The following is a 15,851-nucleotide window of genomic DNA, read 5'->3' as shown; positions in this document are numbered from 1 at the left end:
GCGGCATGCCCGTGCAAGGCATGCGGGACACGGTCTTCGCCGACCGTGCAAGGCATTGGAATGCGGTAGGTCCGGAGCTGCGTACCCGGATCCATTCACCAATGAGAACGGATGACGTCTTGAAATAATTAGTCGGCAGGCTGGATCGCCAACGGGGCTGGGCGCTTGGGCGAGTGCGGCGGCGTGTCGCAGTTCTCAGTTCGCACTGTTATGGATCATTAGTTCTCTTTCTCAATTGACAATCATTATCATTCAACATAATTTGTCGCTCGATGTGTAGGACGACCCCGCCCCCAGGCGTCCCACTAACCTATTGGCAGCAAGGTGATTTCCATGACGGAACAAGTATCCACAAGCAGGTGCGATTCACCGCTACTTCAGGCATTCGTCGACAATCGACTGATTCTGGTCAAGATTGCAGCCCGCATCACCGGCTGCCGGTCACGCGCCGAAGACGTGGTGCAGGATGCGTTCTTCCGACTGCAATCGGCACCGCCGATCACGTCGTCGATCAAGGCCCAGCTGAGTTATCTGTTCCAGATCGTGCGTAACCTGGCGATCGATCACTACCGCAAACAGGCGCTGGAGCAAAAGTACGCCGGCCCCGAGGAGGAAGGGTTGAACGTGGTCATTCAGGGCGCTTCGCCGGAAACCTCGCACATCAACTTCTCGACTCTGGAACACATCGCCGATGCGCTGACCGAGCTGCCGGTCCGCACTCGCTATGCGTTCGAGATGTACCGCCTGCACGGCGTGCCGCAGAAGGACATCGCCAAGGAACTCGGCGTTTCGCCGACCTTGGTCAACTTCATGATTCGCGACGCGCTGGTGCACTGCCGCAAGGTGTCGAGCAGTCGCGCCGATGCAGTGACCGCAAACCGTCGCTGACAAAAATCGGCCGCAAAAAAAGATCGCAGCCTTCGTCGAAGGGCTGCGATCTTTTTTGTTGTCAGCGAAATGTCACACCAGCGTGCACCGGTCGAAGAACCGCTCGCGCCCAAGGATCATCAGCGCCGCACGCTTGTGCGGGAAGTCGAATTCCTTCTCGCAGTGGAAGCACTGGTTGTGCATGTGGCCGATCATCCTCGCGTTGTCGGCACGGGGTTCGGCGACTACCCGCTGCGTGCGCGGATCATCCAGAAACAGGTAGTGCACCAGCGCCGACAGCCAACTCGCCACCTTGTGCGGGCCGCGATGATTTTCTTCCCCGACCAGCATGTGAATGCCGCGATCGTAATTGTCGGCATCGTAGAACGGCGCGATGCGATCTTCCTTGGCCCAGTAGGCTTCGAAATAGGCAAACGGCTGATCATCGAAACAACCGATCAGGGTCAGCGTGTGCGGATCGGCGTCGAGTTTGCTCAGGTACTCGCGATGCTGTTCGAGGCTGCCCTCTTCCTGCCAGAAACTGGCGACTCGCGGGCTGTTCTGCCAGCGATTGAAACGCGCCAGATCCTGCTCGATCTCCACCGTTCGCAGGGAAATCCAGGCACCGAGGCGCGCATCGAAGCGCCGATAAACCTCACCGCGCGGTTTGACCGGGCGCAACGGATGGCGCTTGCCGTTGCTGATGACCATCTGCTGCGGATAACTGCCGGTCAGCGAGGCCCCCAGCCACGGTTGCGGCAGTTGCCAGAACAGCGTGCGCTCGCAGCGATATTCGCCTGCCACTTCAGTGCTCACCAGCAAGCCGCTGAGCAAGGCTTCGGTCGGCGCCTGATCCAGTTGCCAGATCAATTGCTGACGCGCCGGATCCCGGGCAAACAGCCAATAACAGGCCGCCCACAGCGCCTGGCCTGGCGGCAGCGCGTAGCGTTCATCGATCTGGATCGGCCCCTGACCTTCACGATCAAGGCGCAGGCGAATCAGCGGTTGCCCGTCCAGGCTCAGGCTCAGACGGCTTTCGGTGGCATCGGCTACCAGTTGGCTGCCCGAAGGCAGGGCCAGGGCAGTCAGGTCATTCAGATTGGACATGGGTCGGGCTCACGATAATCGTCGACAGTTCAACGATGGGACGTGAGCCGGGGCGAAAAATTTAGGCCGCTCGACAAAAACCGCCGGTCATTGATGCGCTACCGGCACCACCGCGATCTTGTACGGATCGAAGATCTTCAACATCTGCCCGTTGTCGCGCAGCCCTTGCAGCAGTTTGCCGAACGCTTCGCCGGTGATCGGTGCCTTCGGACTAAGAATCGCGTAATGGTGATAGATCTGATCGATACGCTGGGACACCAGCAATTCGTCACGCACCTTTTCGTTGCGCAGCAGGTAATCGAACAGGTACGAGCGGGTCACCAAGGCAATGTCTGCGCGTCCGCGCAAGACCATCAGCAGGTTGCTGTCGTGGGAATAGGTCAGCGTGGCGCTGTAGGTTTCTGCGAGGTACTTGGGATCGGCGTTGAAATTGGCGAATTCGTAGTGATAACCGCTGTACAGCGCCAGCCGTTTGCCCTTGAGATCGGCGAAGTAATTCTGCTGGCGTCCGGGTTTGTTCTGCGCGACGAAAATCTCGGCGTCCTCAAGACCCATGTCGACGGTGGTGTGGGGGATGTCTTTCCAGCCCCACTCCGGGTTTTCGAAGATCGCCATGTCGGTGCGGCCATCCTTGAAATCACCGAACCGGCGAGGAATCGAGGTGGGTACCAGTTCAAAACGATAGTCGCTCTGGGCGCTGTTCAACGCGGCGACCAGCTCCGGCAGCAGGCCGGTGTCGGCGCCGTTTTCCGGGCGAATGGTGTAGGGCGGAAAATGCGCTGCGCCCACCCGAACCACCTGCGCCGCCGGAGCAGGCAATACCCATAAAGCAGCCAGCGCTGCGAGCATCAGCCCGGCGGCCGTCCGAATTGGCGAAGACTTCAAAACACCCCACTCCCCGAAAAAGTACCGATCATGCATTCAAGCTAGGCGGTTTCGCCAAGTTAGCCAGTTTCCCGGCCCGATAGAAAGCGCCTAGCGCTCTTCGAGCACCAGAATCAGCGCCTCTTCGGCCAGTTGATCCAGACTCAGACTGCCGCCGGCACGGAACCAGGTGGTGGTCCAGGACAGCGCGCCCGTGAGAAAACGTCGGGTAATGAACACGTCGCCACGGATGAACCCCTCCTCCTTGGCCTCGCCCAGCACTTGCAGCCAGAGGTCTTCGTAGATGTCCCGCAGCGCCAGCACCTTGGCCTGGCCGTCTTCGGACAGCGAGCGCCATTCATACACCAGCACCGCCATCGCCTCGCCGCTGCCGCCCATGATCGACTGCAATTCGCAGCGGATCAGCGCCAGCACCCGCTCACGCACATCGGCGGCATCGGCAAGGGCTGCGCGCATCAGCGCGGTGTTGTAGCGGATGGTTTCCTCCATCACTGCCCGCAGGATTTCATCCTTGCTCTTGAAGTGATGAAAGATGCTGCCGGACTGAATCCCCACGGCACCGGCCAGATCGCGCACCGTGGTGCGCTCGTAGCCCTTGTTGCGGAACAGGTGGGCCGCCACTTGCAGCAGTTTGCCGCGAGCGCTGTCCGGATCGGTCAGCTGGCCGGCATCGACCAGTTCACGCATGACCCTCAGGGCTTTTTGCTCATCCACCCATTGTCTCCTACAGTCGATCATTCAAGTGTGCCGTACGCCGCAGAAACGGCGGGGTTGCGCGGGCAATTTAAGCCGCCACCCGCGACCAAGCAAGCGCTTGGGCAGAAGAAAATTCCAGGTGTTTACAAACCAAGCGCTTGCTTGGTAGCCTCGATGCACTTCTGTCACAGGTTGCTGAGTCGGAGATCAAAATGCCCACCACGGTTCGCATCGGATGCGCCAGCGCATTCTGGGGAGACACCTCGACCGCCGCCGCGCAGCTCGTGGCCGCAGGACAGCTGGATTATCTGGTCTTCGACTACCTGGCCGAAATCACAATGTCGATCATGGCCGGCGCGCGCATGAAGGACCCGCAGGCGGGATTTGCCGGGGATTTCATCGAAGTCCTCACGCCCCTGCTGCCGCAACTGGCCGAACAGAACATTCGCGTCATCAGCAATGCCGGCGGGGTCAACCCAAAGGCCTGCGCCGCCGCGCTGCAAGCGGCCTGCGACAAGGCTGGCGTAGCACTGAAAATTGCAGTGCTGTCGGGCGATGACCTGCAACCCCAGTTCAAACACCTCGCCTCCCAAGGCATTACGGAAATGTTCAGCGGCGCCCCGCTGCCGCCGATGTGCGTGTCGACCAACGCTTACCTCGGCGCGCCGGGCATCGTCGAAGCCCTGCGCCTGGGTGCCGACATCGTGATCACCGGCCGGGTGGTCGACAGCGCGGTGGTCAGCGCCGCGCTGGTGCATGAATTCGGCTGGTCGTGGCATGACTACGACAAACTCGCGCAAGCCGCCCTGGCCGGGCACATCATCGAATGTGGCGCGCAATGCACCGGCGGTAATTTCACCGACTGGCGCGACGTGCCGGACTACGAGCACATTGGCTTTCCGATCGTCGAAGTCAACGCCGACGGCCAGTTCATCGTCAGCAAACCCGAAGGCTCCGGCGGGCTGGTCACGCCGCTGACTGTCGGCGAGCAGATGCTCTACGAAATCGGTGATCCGCAGGCTTATCTGTTGCCCGATGTGGTCTGCGATTTCAGCCAGGTCAAACTTCAGCAACAAGGCAAAAACGCCGTCCGGGTCCACGGCGCCAAAGGCCTGCCGCCCAGCGACCAATACAAGGTCAGCGCCACGTATCCGGATGGTTTCCGCTGCACCGCCAGTTGCCTGATTGCCGGCATCGATGCCGTGGAAAAAGCCCGGCGCGTCAGTCGGGCGATCCTCGACAAGACTTCGGAAATGCTCGAACAAAAAGGCTTGGGACCGTACACCGAAACCGATGTCGAACTGCTCGGCAGCGAAGCCACCTACGGCCCTCACGGCCAGCGTCGGGACAGCCGCGAAGTGGTGATCAAACTCGCCGTGCGCCACCCGAACAAACAGGCGCTGATCCTGTTTTCCCGGGAGATCGCCCAGGCCGCGACCGGCATGGCGCCGGGCCTGACCGGCATCGTCGGGGGGCGGCCGACGGTGTATCCGCTGATCCGGCTGTTCTCGTTCCTGATCGACAAAAGCGCCTGCACCTTGCAGATCGACATCGCCGGCGAATCTCACCCGTTCACCCTGCCCGCCCCCGCCACCCTCGACAGCCAGGATCTGCCCCTGCCCCACGAAACACCCAAACCCCAAGGCCGCGCCGACGCGAGTGTGCCGCTGGTGAAACTGGCCGTGGCGCGCTCCGGTGACAAGGGCAATCACAGCAACATCGGCGTCTTGCCGCGCCGCCCGGAATACCTGCCGTGGATCGCCGAGGCGCTGACCCCGGCGGTGGTCGTCGACTGGATGAACCATGTCCTCGACCCGATTCACGGCCGGGTCGAACGCTGGTATCTGCCCGGCACCCACAGCCTCAACTTCCTGCTGGAAAACGCCCTGGGTGGCGGCGGCGTGGCAAGCCTGCGCATCGACCCGCAAGGCAAGGCCTTCGCCCAACAACTACTGGAAATCCAGATCCCGGTGCCGCAGAGCATCGCCGAACAGTTCGACTAGAGGATTGGCACCATGGCGTTCGAATCGATTTTCAGGGCTGATCTGTTCAGCGGCCAGACCGTCATCGTCACCGGCGGCGGCAGTGGCATCGGGCGTTGCACCGCCCATGAACTGGCAGCGCTCGGGGCCAACGTGGTGCTGGTCGGGCGCAAACCGGAAAAGCTGCAAACCGTCGCCGCCGAAATTGCCGAGGACGGCGGTCGGGCGCACTGGCAGGCCTGCGATATCCGTGACGAAGAAGCGGTGAAGGCGCTGGTCAGCGAACTGATCCGTGAACACGGGCCGATCCACGGACTGGTCAACAATGCCGGCGGGCAGTACCCGTCGCCCCTGGCCTCGATCAATCAGAAAGGCTTCGAAACCGTACTGCGCACCAATCTGGTCGGCGGCTTCCTGATGGCCCGGGAAGTGTTCAATCAATCGATGAGCAAACACGGCGGCAACATCGTCAACATGCTCGCCGACATGTGGGGCGGCATGCCCGGCATGGGCCACTCCGGCGCCGCACGGTCGGGCATGGACAACTTCACCAAAACAGCGGCGTTCGAATGGGGTTATGCCGGGGTTCGGGTGAATGCGGTGGCGCCGGGCTGGATCGCTTCCAGCGGCATGGACACCTACGAAGGCGCCTTCAAAGCCGTGATCCCGACCCTGCGCGAACACGTGCCGCTCAAGCGCATCGGCACCGAATCAGAGGTCAGCGCGGCGATCGTGTTTCTGCTCAGCCCGGCTGCCGCGTTCATCAGCGGCAGCACCTTGCGCATCGACGGCGCGGCCAGCCTGGGCAGTCGCGCCTGGCCGCTGCACAAGGCGACCCACAGCGAATCCTTCAACGGTTTTCACCGGGCCTACATGCCAGACGTTTTGAAGGACAAGGAGTAAGCCATGCCGCAGATCCAGTCCCAACTCGACCCGCACAGCGAAGCCTTCGCCCGCAATCGCGCAGCGATGCTCGCGGCTATCGAGCAAGTCCAGCAACTCGAACAGAACCTGCTGCACAAGGCTGCCGAAGCCAAACCGAAATTCGACAAACGCGGACAACTGTTGCCCCGTGAACGTCTGAATCTGTTGCTCGACCCCGGCGCGCCATTCCTCGAACTGGCGAGCCTGGCCGGCTACAAACTGCACGACGACAAGGACGGCAGCTCGGCCGGTGGCGGCTTGATTGCAGGCATCGGTTACGTGTCCGGCGTGCGCGCCTTGATCGTGGCGAACAACAGCGCGATCAAGGGCGGAACGATTTCCCCGTCGGGCCTGAAAAAGTCCTTGCGTCTGCAACAGATCGCCCAGGAAAACAAACTGCCGGTCATCACCCTCGCCGAAAGCGGCGGCGCCAACCTCAACTACGCGGCAGAAATTTTCGTCGAAGGCGCGCGCAGTTTTGCCAATCAGGCGCGAATGTCGGCCATGGGTTTGCCGCAGATCACTGTGGTGCACGGCTCGGCCACCGCGGGCGGCGCGTATCAGCCGGGGCTGTCGGATTACGTGGTGGTGGTGCGCGGCAAGGCCAAGCTGTTTCTCGCCGGTCCCCCATTGCTTAAAGCGGCGACCGGTGAAGTCGCCAGCGACGAAGAACTGGGCGGTGCCGAGATGCACGCGCAAGTCGCCGGCACCGCGGAATACCTGGCGGAAAACGACGCCGACGGCGTGCGTCAGGTGCGGGAAATCGTCAGCCTGCTGAACTGGAACGAGCAACTGCCGTGGCTGCCCGAGCCGCAATTCAAGGAGCCGCTGTACCCCATCGACGAACTGCTCGGGCTGATCCCGGACGACCCGAAAAAACCCTACGACGTGCGCGAAATCATTGCGCGGATCGCCGATGAGTCGCGCTTCCTGGAGTTCAAGGGCGAGTTCGATCAACAGACCGTTTGCGGCCACCTGAAAATCCAGGGCCGCGCCTGCGGTTTCATCGGCAACAACGGCCCGATCACGCCCAACGGCGCGAGCAAGGCAGCGCAGTTCATTCAACTCTGCGACCAGAGCCAGACACCGCTGCTGTTCTTCCACAACACCACCGGGTTCATGGTCGGCACCGAATCGGAACAGCACGGCGTGATCAAGCACGGCTCGAAACTGATCCAGGCCGTGGCCAATGCGCGGGTGCCGAAACTGACGATTGTGGTCGGCGGCTCCTACGGCGCAGGCAACTACGCGATGTGCGGACGCGGGCTCGATCCACGCTTCATCTTTGCCTGGCCCAACAGCCGCACCGCCGTGATGGGCGGCGCCCAGGCCGGCAAGGTGTTGCGCATCGTCACCGAAGCCAAACAGCTCAAGGACGGCCTGGTGCCGGACCCGAAAATGCTCGACATGCTGGAGCAGGTCACCGCGCAGAAACTCGACAGCCAGTCCACTGCCCTCTACGGCAGCGCCAACCTGTGGGATGACGGGCTGATCGATCCGCGCGACACCCGCACCCTGCTCGGCTACCTGCTGGACATCTGCCACGAAGCCGACATCCGCACGTTGCAACCCAACAGCTTCGGCGTCAGCCGGTTCTGATCGCCTCGGATCAAAGGAGAACAACAACAATGATCTTCACCCCGGAACACGAAGCTCTGCGCCGCACCGTCCGCCAGTTCGTCGAGCACGAGATCAACCCCCATGTCGATGAATGGGAAAAGGCCGGGCGCTTTCCGATCCACGAGATTTTCCGCAAGGCCGGCGACCTCGGTCTGCTGGGGATTTCCAAGCCGGAAAAATTCGGCGGCATGGGCCTGGATTACAGCTATTCGATCGTCGCGGCCGAAGAGTTCGGCACCATCCATTGCGGCGGCATTCCGATGTCGATCGGTGTGCAGACCGACATGTGCACCCCGGCCCTCGCCCGCTTCGGTTCCGATGAGTTGCGCGAAGAGTTTCTGCGTCCAGCCATCACTGGCGAGCAGGTCGGCTGCATCGGTGTCTCGGAAGTGGGCGCCGGTTCCGATGTCGCCGGTCTCAAGACCACCGCGCGCAAGGACGGCGACGACTATGTGATCAACGGCAGCAAGATGTGGATCACCAACTCGCCGAGCGCCGACTTCATCTGCCTGCTGGCCAACACCTCGGACGACAAGCCGCACATCAACAAATCGCTGATCATGGTGCCGATGAACACGCCGGGCATCAGCCTCAGTTCGCACCTGGACAAGCTCGGCATGCGCAGCTCGGAAACCGCCCAGGTGTTTTTCGACAACGTGCGCGTGCCCCAGCGCAATCGCATCGGCCATGAGGGCGCCGGGTTCATGATGCAGATGCTGCAGTTTCAGGAGGAACGCCTGTTCGGCGCGGCGAACATGATCAAAGGCCTGGAATACTGCGTCGACAGCACCATCGAGTACTGCAAGGAACGCAAGACCTTCGGCAATGCGCTGATCGACAATCAGGTGATCCACTTCCGCCTCGCCGAATTGCAGACCGAAATCGAATGCCTGCGGGCGTTGGTCTATCAGGCCACCGAGCAATACGTCAAAGGCCAGGACGTCACCCGACTGGCCTCGATGGCCAAGCTCAAGGCCGGACGTCTCGGTCGGGAAGTCAGCGACAGTTGCCTGCAATACTGGGGCGGCATGGGCTTCATGTGGGACAACCCGGTGGCCCGCGCCTACCGCGACGTGCGGCTGGTATCGATTGGCGGTGGCGCCGATGAAATCATGCTGGGGATCATCTGCAAACTGATGGGCATTCTGCCGGGGAAAAAGAAATGAGCGCCCTGCCCGATTGCCAGACGCTGCTGCTGGAACGGCACAACGGCGTGTTGCACATCACCCTCAATCGCCCGGAAAGCCGCAACGCCATGAGCCTGCAAATGGTCGCCGAGTTGCGCGCCGTGCTGGCCAGCGTGCGCGATGACCGCAGCGTTCGCGCACTGGTGCTCAGCGGTGCCGGCGGGCATTTCTGTGCCGGCGGCGACATCAAGGACATGGCTAACGCCCGCGCCCAGGGCAGCGATGCCTATCGCGAATTGAACCGAGCGTTCGGGTCGTTGCTGGAAGAAGCACAGCACGCGCCGCAAGTGCTGATCACGGTGTTGCAGGGCGCGGTGCTCGGGGGCGGCTTCGGGCTGGCCTGTGTCAGCGATATCGCCATCGCCGATCATCAGGCGCAATTCGGTTTGCCGGAAACCAGCCTCGGCCTGCTACCGGCGCAGATCGCGCCGTTTGTGGTGCAGCGCATCGGCCTGACCGAGACCCGACGCCTGGCCCTGACCGCCGCCCGTTTCGACGGCCATCAGGCCCGGCGCCTGGGACTGGTGCATTTTGTCGAGCAGGATCCACAGGCGCTCGCCGAGCGACTGGATGAAGTGCTCGACCATGTCCTGTGCTGCGCCCCCGAAGCGAATGCCGTGACGAAAAAATTGCTGCTGGCCAGCGCCGGCCAGCCGTCGAGTGAACTGCTGGACGAAGCCGCGCAGTGGTTCAGCGCAGCGGTGACCGGTGCCGAAGGCATCGAAGGCACGATGGCGTTTGTGCAAAAACGCAAACCGAGGTGGGCCCCTTAGAAGCATCGCGGGCAAGCCCGCTTGTATGTTTAGACTTGAAGGGGTGGGCGGGACTAAAAGCTCGATTCCGACTCTAGCCAGTACGGACCGTGGGAGACTTCTCGTCCCGCCCTTTCTACCTAAAGCGCCGATAAGGAATTCATCGGTAAAACCGACGATAGAGGCAAGCCAGCGCTACGGTAGACCCCGACAAGCTCTTAAACCCTAGCTCCGAGGATTCGTCATGACAATCCTTACCTCGCCAACGGTGCTGCGGCCGCGCCAGTCTGTTGAACAAAAGCTGCTTCAAGCTGCAAGTGAGGCATTCACTTGCAGCTTGAAACTTGCCGCTTGTCGCTGATTTTTTAGAACTTCGCTTCCGCATCCAGCTGCAGGGTGTTGGTGTCTGCATCACGCTGGGTACGGCTGGAGAAGTCGGCCTTGGTCAGGAAGTAAGTCGCGCCAATGGCGAAGTTCTTGTCGATGTCGTAACCGACCTTGAACTTGTGGCCACGGGAACCGGTGGTGCCGTTGGCGAAGTCCGAATCGGTGAAGGCGCCGACCACAGCGTTACGCTGCACGTCACGATAGTTGTAGTCGAGGTTCAGGCCGAAGACTTTCGATTTGGCACCGACCAGCCACGCGGTGTCCTGATCGGTCACTGCATCGTTGTTCTTCACGTACTGGCCATAGAACGACAGCGGCATTGGCAGGCCGCCGATGTCGACCTGGCTGAAGCCTTCGTACAGACGGAATTCGTTGTTCGCCGAGTTGCCGTTGACGGCCAGGGCGCACGGCGTGGAGGTGCCGGTGCAACGGCTGTCTTCGTCGTTCTGGTAGGCGTAGACGCTGCCGCCCAGGGTCAGTTTCAGGTTGTCGGTGATGGCGAAGCGGCTGCCCAACTGACCGGCGGTCAGACGCAGGTCATGACGGAATTGCACGCCGTCGCCGTCCACGTTGTCCTTGAGATTGTAATTACCCAGGCTGCCGAACAGCTCGACGCTGCTGCCCAATGGATACTTGTAGGTAACGGCCAGACCTTCCGGGTTGATGTCGCTGTCCCAGATCACGTCGCCCATGCTCACCCACGGTTGCAGCATCTTGCCGCCGATGATGTGCAGGTTCTTGATCTGATCCGGGTGGTAGTCGATGTAGCCCAGGTCGAGCCAGATCTGCTTCTTGTCGAAGTAGTTGTCCTGGTCCTGGTTGGTCGAACGGGCGTCGTCGCCGCCGCCGGTGGCGATGCGGATGCCGGTGTCGACTTGCGGGTTGATCTCGGTGTAGGCACCCAGACGGGCACGGATGCGCTGGCGATCCTTGTCGCGGCCGCCGTTATTCGGTTCGCCGTCGATCTTGATGGTTTCCTGACGGATACGCACGTCGCCCTTGAATTGGGTCTTGGCGGCCCAGGCCAGTTTCTGGTCGAAACTGCTGAGCTCGTTGGTTTTCTTCGCGGTCGCCGCGATTTGCTCGTTGGTCTCTTGCTGCGCCTGCTGCGCGATTTGCTGGGCCTTCTGATCCTTGGCCAGTTCAGTTTGCAGCTCAACGTACTGCGCCTGGGAAATCGAACCGTTAGCCTTGAGCATGTCGAGCAGTTTGGCGTCGACTGCGGCACTGGCCGGTACACTCATGGCCAGCAACAGGCCACCGCACAGGGCCGCCGCAGTTTTCGTGGAAGCAAGACGCATAGCAATCTCCGAAGATGAAAAGGGGATGGCTGAACCATCCTGGGCACAACCGACGGTTTGACGGTCGGAAAACAGTGTCCGGGGTAGAACCCGGCGCTCTAAAAACAGGCGCCAGTATCGCGATGGTTTATGACAGAGCAGTGGCACGATGATGGCAGGTTGATGACGATACAAAATGGCCGTGAACTATTGATCCAGAGCGCTGTCGCGCAATCTGACGTGGGCAACGCCCGGCCGATCAGCGATACTCGCCGGGCGTTCACGCCCGAAAGTGGAGAGGAAAATGCCGCTGCAACGTCTGCACAAACTGTCGGAAATTCCAGCGTCCGACTGGGATGTTCTGGTCCCGCAAAACCAGCCGTTTCTGCGCCATGCGTTTCTTTCTGCGCTGGAGGACAGCGGCAGCGTCGGCCCGCACACCGGTTGGCAAGCGGAGCATTTGCTGCACGTCGAAGCGGGGCGGGTGATCGCGGCGTTGCCCGGTTATCGCAAGTGGCATTCCTACGGCGAATACGTGTTCGACCACGGCTGGGCCGATGCCTGCGCCCGGGCCGGCATCGATTACTACCCCAAATTCTTGAGCGCGGTGCCCTTCAGCCCTGTCAGTGGCCCACGGTTGCTGGCAGCGAATGTCGAGGACGGATTCGAACTGCTCAAGAGCCTGCCGGGGTATCTGGAAGTCGAAGAGCTCTCCAGTGCTCACATCAACTTCACCGACGCGTTCACCGATGCCGCCATGGCCGAGCAGCCGGGCTGGCTGCAACGCATCGGCTGTCAGTACCACTGGCAGAATCGCGGCTACCGCGACTTTCAGGATTTCCTCGACGTGCTCGCCTCGCGCAAGCGCAAGCAGATGCGCAAGGAGCGCGAACAAGTGGCGGGGCAGGGTTTCGAGTTCGAATGGCTGGAAGGACGCGAGCTGGACGAGGCGCAGTGGGATTTTGTCTACGCCTGTTACGCCAACACCTACGCGGTACGCCGGCAGGCGCCGTACCTGACGCGGGAATTCTTCAGCCTGCTGGCCGAGCGCATGCCGGAATCGATTCGCGTGGTCCTGGCCCGACAGGGCTCACGGCCGGTGGCGATGGCGTTCAGCCTGGTGGGCGGCGACAGTTTTTACGGACGCTATTGGGGATGCCTGGCCGAGTTCGACCGGCTGCACTTCGAGACCTGTTTCTATCAGGGCATGGACTATGCGATTGCCAATGGATTTCAACGTTTCGATGCCGGTGCCCAGGGTGAGCACAAACTGATTCGCGGTTTCGAACCGGTGATCACCCATTCCTGGCATTACCTGCGCCATCCCGGTTTGAAAGCCGCGGTCAAAGACTTCCTGCACCAGGAGCGCGCCGGTGTACTGGCCTATGCCGAAGAGGCGAGGAGCGCCTTGCCGTATCGGCAGGTCTGATCCTCGCCGGCTCCTTCAGCTGTCTTCCTTGCCCAGCCAGCGATAGAGCACGCCGCCGACCACCGCTCCCAGCAGCGGCGCGACCCAGAACATCCACAACTGGGCGATGGCCCAGCCGCCGACCATCAGCGCCGGGCCCGTGCTGCGGGCCGGGTTGACCGAGGTGTTGGTGACCGGGATAGAGATCAGGTGGATCAGCGTCAGGGCCAGGCCGATGGCGATCGGTGCCAGACCTGCCGGGGCGCGTTTGTCGGTGGCGCCGAGGATGATCACCACGAACATGGCGGTCATCACCAGCTCGGTGACGAACCCGGATGCCATCGAGTATTTGCCCGGCGAGTGTTCGCCATAACCGTTGGAGGCAAGGCCTGCGGCGATGTCGAAACCTTCCTTGCCGCTGGCGATGTGGTAGAGCAGGGCCGCTGCCAGAATCCCGCCGATCACCTGGGCGATGACGTAGGCAGGCAGTTCTTTGGCCGGGAACCGACCGCCGACGACCAGACCGACCGACACGGCCGGGTTGAGGTGACAGCCGCTGATGTGGCCGATGGCAAACGCCATCGTCAGCACCGTCAGACCAAACGCCAGGGCGACCCCCAGCACTCCGATTCCCAAGGGTGAAGACGCGGCAATGACCGCACTGCCGCACCCGCCCAACACCAACCAGAACGTACCCAACAACTCAGTGACTGAACGTTTGAACAGAGACATGACAGAGTCCTTGATAGGCGTGCTATCGAGACTGCATCCAGTGGTGCGTCCCTGCAGATTTACGACAGGTTCCGTTCCGGAGCCTTCGCTGATTACAGCAGGGTTTCAGGGGATTTCCAGCAGGCGATAAAAAACCGCCAGAGCCCGTGGTTAAAGGGCTCTGGCGGTTTTTGTGTTTTGACGCAGGATCAATCGATGCCGACAAACCCTCCGGTCTGGTGCGCCCACAACCGCGCATACAATCCGCCGTGGGCCAGCAGTTCGGCATGGTTGCCGCTTTCGGCGATCTTGCCGTTTTCCAGCACCACCAGCCGGTCCATGCGGGCAATGGTCGAGAGGCGGTGGGCGATGGCGATCACGGTCTTGCCCTGCATCAGGGTTTCCAGGCTTTCCTGAATCGCCGCTTCGACTTCCGAGTCCAGGGCCGAGGTCGCTTCGTCCGTGATCAGGATCGGTGCGTCCTTGAGCAGCACCCGCGCGATCGCGATCCGCTGACGCTGACCACCGGACAGTTTCACCCCGCGTTCGCCGACATGCGCATCGAATCCTGTGCGCCCCTCGGCGTCCGACAGCAGCGGAATGAACTCATCGGCACGGGCCTTGCGCACCGCTTCCCAGAGTTCGGCGTCAGTGGCGTCGGGCTTGCCGTACAGCAAGTTGTCGCGGATCGAACGGTGCAGCAGCGAAGTGTCCTGGGTGATCATGCCGATCCGCGCGCGCAGGCTTTCCTGGCCGACTTCGGCGATGTTCTGGCCGTCGATCAGGATCCGCCCGCCTTCGACGTCGTACAGGCGCAACAGCAGGTTGACCAGGGTCGATTTGCCGGCGCCGGACGGGCCGATCAGACCGATTTTCTCGCCGGGTTTGATGGTCAGGTTGAGGTCGCCGATGATGCCTTTCTTCTTGCCGTAGTGAAAATCCACGTGCTCGAAACGCACTTCACCACGGGCCACGGCCAGTGGTTTGGCTTGCTCCCGGTCGGTGACGCTGACCGGTTGCGAGATAGTCTGCAGACCGTCCTGGACCATGCCGATGTTTTCGAAAATGCCGGTGACCACCCACATGATCCACCCGGACATGTTGACGATGCGGATGACAAGGCCGGTGGCCAGGGCGATGGCGCCGACGCTGATCAGCGATTGCGTCCACAGCCACAGGGCCAGCGCGGTGGTGCCGACGATCAACAGGCCGTTCATGGTGGTGATGGCCACGTCCATGCTGGTGACCACGCGGCCGGCCAGTTGGGCTTTTTCGGTCTGTTCCTGGATCGCTTCGCGGGCGTAGTGCTGCTCGAAGTTGGTGTGGGCGAACAGCTTCAGGGTGGCGATGTTGGTGTAGCCGTCGACAATCCGGCCCATCAGCTTCGAGCGCGCGTCGGAGGCTTCCACCGAACGGTCCTTGACCCGTGGCACGAAGTAATAGAGCGCGCCGATGTAGGCGGCGATCCACGTCAGCAACGGGATCATCAGGCGCCAGTCGGCCTCGGCGAACAGCACCAGCGAACTGATCGCGTAGATCAGCACATGCCACAACGCGTCCACCGCTTGCACGGCGGAATCGCGCAGCGAGTTGCCGGTCTGCATGATGCGCTGGGCGATGCGCCCGGCGAAGTCGTTCTGGAAGAAGTTCAAGCTCTGCTTGAGCACGTAACTGTGATTCTGCCAGCGAATCAGGCTGGTCATGCTCGGGCTAAGGGTCTGGTGTACCAGCATGTCGTGCAGCGCCAGAAACAGCGGGCGTAGCAGTAACGCTACCACCGCCATCCACGCCAGTTCGACGCCGTGCACCTTGAAGAAGTCGACGTTCGGCGTACCCTGGGCGAGGTCGATGATGCGGCTCAGATAACTGAACAGCGCCACTTCGATCAGGGCTCCAAACAGGCCGACGATCAGCAGGGCGACGAAACTCGGCCAGACCTGCTTCAGGTAATAGGTGTAGAAGGGCAGAACGCGGTCCGGCGGGGATGCCGTAGGCGCATCGCGGAATATGTCGATCAGTTGTTCGAAACGGCGATAGAGCATCAG

The 15,851-nt window shown here is 61.6% G+C and carries 13 protein-coding genes; 7 read left to right on the top strand and 6 right to left on the bottom strand.

The features are described 5' to 3' along the window. Positions 1-333 precede the first annotated feature (333 nt). Positions 334-888, top strand: a complete 555-nt coding sequence (locus tag AWU82_RS04780; RefSeq protein ID WP_011335256.1) for an RNA polymerase factor sigma-70 — start codon at positions 334-336, stop codon at positions 886-888. 72 nt (positions 889-960) lie between these two features. On the opposite strand, the gene AWU82_RS04775 is transcribed toward AWU82_RS04780, so the two are convergent. The 3 genes from AWU82_RS04775 to AWU82_RS04765 form a co-directional block, all read right to left on the bottom strand. After that, positions 961-1,974, bottom strand: a complete 1,014-nt coding sequence (locus tag AWU82_RS04775; protein ID WP_064378576.1) for a GNAT family N-acetyltransferase — start codon at positions 1,972-1,974, stop codon at positions 961-963. 87 nt (positions 1,975-2,061) lie between these two features. Further along, the gene (locus AWU82_RS04770; RefSeq protein WP_064384020.1) at positions 2,062-2,859 is read right to left on the bottom strand and encodes a substrate-binding periplasmic protein; all 798 of its coding nucleotides are present in this window, start codon (positions 2,857-2,859) and stop codon (positions 2,062-2,064) included. 90 nt (positions 2,860-2,949) lie between these two features. Then, on the bottom strand, positions 2,950-3,573 hold the full coding sequence (locus tag AWU82_RS04765; RefSeq protein WP_064378577.1) for a TetR/AcrR family transcriptional regulator: 624 nt from the start codon (positions 3,571-3,573) through the stop codon (positions 2,950-2,952). 194 nt (positions 3,574-3,767) lie between these two features. On the opposite strand from AWU82_RS04765, the gene AWU82_RS04760 reads away from it, so the two are divergent. From AWU82_RS04760 to AWU82_RS04740, 5 genes are read left to right on the top strand one after another with little or no spacing between them, the layout of a single operon-like run. Beyond that, positions 3,768-5,558: an acyclic terpene utilization AtuA family protein gene (locus tag AWU82_RS04760; protein ID WP_064378578.1), complete on the top strand. Its 1,791-nt coding sequence runs from the start codon at positions 3,768-3,770 to the stop codon at positions 5,556-5,558. 12 nt (positions 5,559-5,570) lie between these two features. After that, positions 5,571-6,440: an SDR family oxidoreductase gene (locus tag AWU82_RS04755; protein WP_064378579.1), complete on the top strand. Its 870-nt coding sequence runs from the start codon at positions 5,571-5,573 to the stop codon at positions 6,438-6,440. Positions 6,441-6,443: 3 nt separating this feature from the next. Then, a complete protein-coding gene (gene atuC, locus AWU82_RS04750; RefSeq protein ID WP_064378580.1) occupies positions 6,444-8,060 on the top strand; it encodes a geranyl-CoA carboxylase subunit beta in 1,617 nt (538 codons plus the stop codon). Between the two features lie 29 nt (positions 8,061-8,089). Continuing rightward, complete coding sequence (gene atuD, locus AWU82_RS04745; protein ID WP_007908685.1) at positions 8,090-9,247, top strand: citronellyl-CoA dehydrogenase; 1,158 nt, start codon at positions 8,090-8,092, stop codon at positions 9,245-9,247. Next, on the top strand, positions 9,244-10,041 hold the full coding sequence (locus AWU82_RS04740) for an enoyl-CoA hydratase/isomerase family protein (protein ID WP_064378581.1): 798 nt from the start codon (positions 9,244-9,246) through the stop codon (positions 10,039-10,041). Before atuD ends, AWU82_RS04740 begins: the two co-directional genes overlap by 4 nt. 344 nt (positions 10,042-10,385) lie before the next feature. Here AWU82_RS04740 and AWU82_RS04735 read toward each other — a convergent pair whose 3' ends face one another. Next, complete coding sequence (locus AWU82_RS04735; RefSeq protein WP_011332954.1) at positions 10,386-11,708, bottom strand: putative porin; 1,323 nt, start codon at positions 11,706-11,708, stop codon at positions 10,386-10,388. A gap of 283 nt (positions 11,709-11,991) precedes the next feature. Here AWU82_RS04735 and AWU82_RS04730 point away from each other — a divergent pair, with 283 nt between their 5' ends. Beyond that, entirely contained in the window at positions 11,992-13,116 is a 1,125-nt protein-coding gene (locus AWU82_RS04730) for a GNAT family N-acetyltransferase (protein ID WP_064383175.1), read from the top strand. 15 nt (positions 13,117-13,131) lie between these two features. Here the strand turns inward: AWU82_RS04730 and aqpZ are convergent, their stop codons facing one another. After that, positions 13,132-13,827 (bottom strand): aquaporin Z, encoded by a 696-nt coding sequence (gene aqpZ / locus AWU82_RS04725; RefSeq protein ID WP_064383176.1) that lies wholly within the window; start codon positions 13,825-13,827, stop codon positions 13,132-13,134. A gap of 188 nt (positions 13,828-14,015) precedes the next feature. Further along, positions 14,016-15,848, bottom strand: a complete 1,833-nt coding sequence (locus AWU82_RS04720; RefSeq protein WP_064383178.1) for an ABC transporter ATP-binding protein — start codon at positions 15,846-15,848, stop codon at positions 14,016-14,018. Positions 15,849-15,851 lie beyond the last annotated feature (3 nt).

The organism is Pseudomonas glycinae (assembly GCF_001594225.2).
GTDB lineage: Bacteria > Pseudomonadota > Gammaproteobacteria > Pseudomonadales > Pseudomonadaceae > Aquipseudomonas > Aquipseudomonas glycinae.
This window is presented reverse-complemented; position numbering and strand designations above follow the sequence as displayed.

Bases quoted from the DNA above. Each gene is read 5' to 3' on its own strand.
- AWU82_RS04780 (WP_011335256.1), top strand. From the start codon at position 334: ATGACGGAACAAGTATCCACAAGCAGGTGCGATTCACCGCTACTTCAG.
- AWU82_RS04775 (WP_064378576.1), bottom strand. From the start codon at position 1,974: ATGTCCAATCTGAATGACCTGACTGCCCTGGCCCTGCCTTCGGGCAGC.
- AWU82_RS04760 (WP_064378578.1), top strand. From the start codon at position 3,768: ATGCCCACCACGGTTCGCATCGGATGCGCCAGCGCATTCTGGGGAGAC.
- AWU82_RS04755 (WP_064378579.1), top strand. From the start codon at position 5,571: ATGGCGTTCGAATCGATTTTCAGGGCTGATCTGTTCAGCGGCCAGACC.
- atuC (WP_064378580.1), top strand. From the start codon at position 6,444: ATGCCGCAGATCCAGTCCCAACTCGACCCGCACAGCGAAGCCTTCGCC.
- atuD (WP_007908685.1), top strand. From the start codon at position 8,090: ATGATCTTCACCCCGGAACACGAAGCTCTGCGCCGCACCGTCCGCCAG.
- AWU82_RS04740 (WP_064378581.1), top strand. From the start codon at position 9,244: ATGAGCGCCCTGCCCGATTGCCAGACGCTGCTGCTGGAACGGCACAAC.
- AWU82_RS04735 (WP_011332954.1), bottom strand. From the start codon at position 11,708: ATGCGTCTTGCTTCCACGAAAACTGCGGCGGCCCTGTGCGGTGGCCTG.
- AWU82_RS04730 (WP_064383175.1), top strand. From the start codon at position 11,992: ATGCCGCTGCAACGTCTGCACAAACTGTCGGAAATTCCAGCGTCCGAC.
- aqpZ (WP_064383176.1), bottom strand. From the start codon at position 13,827: ATGTCTCTGTTCAAACGTTCAGTCACTGAGTTGTTGGGTACGTTCTGG.
- AWU82_RS04720 (WP_064383178.1), bottom strand. From the start codon at position 15,848: ATGCTCTATCGCCGTTTCGAACAACTGATCGACATATTCCGCGATGCG.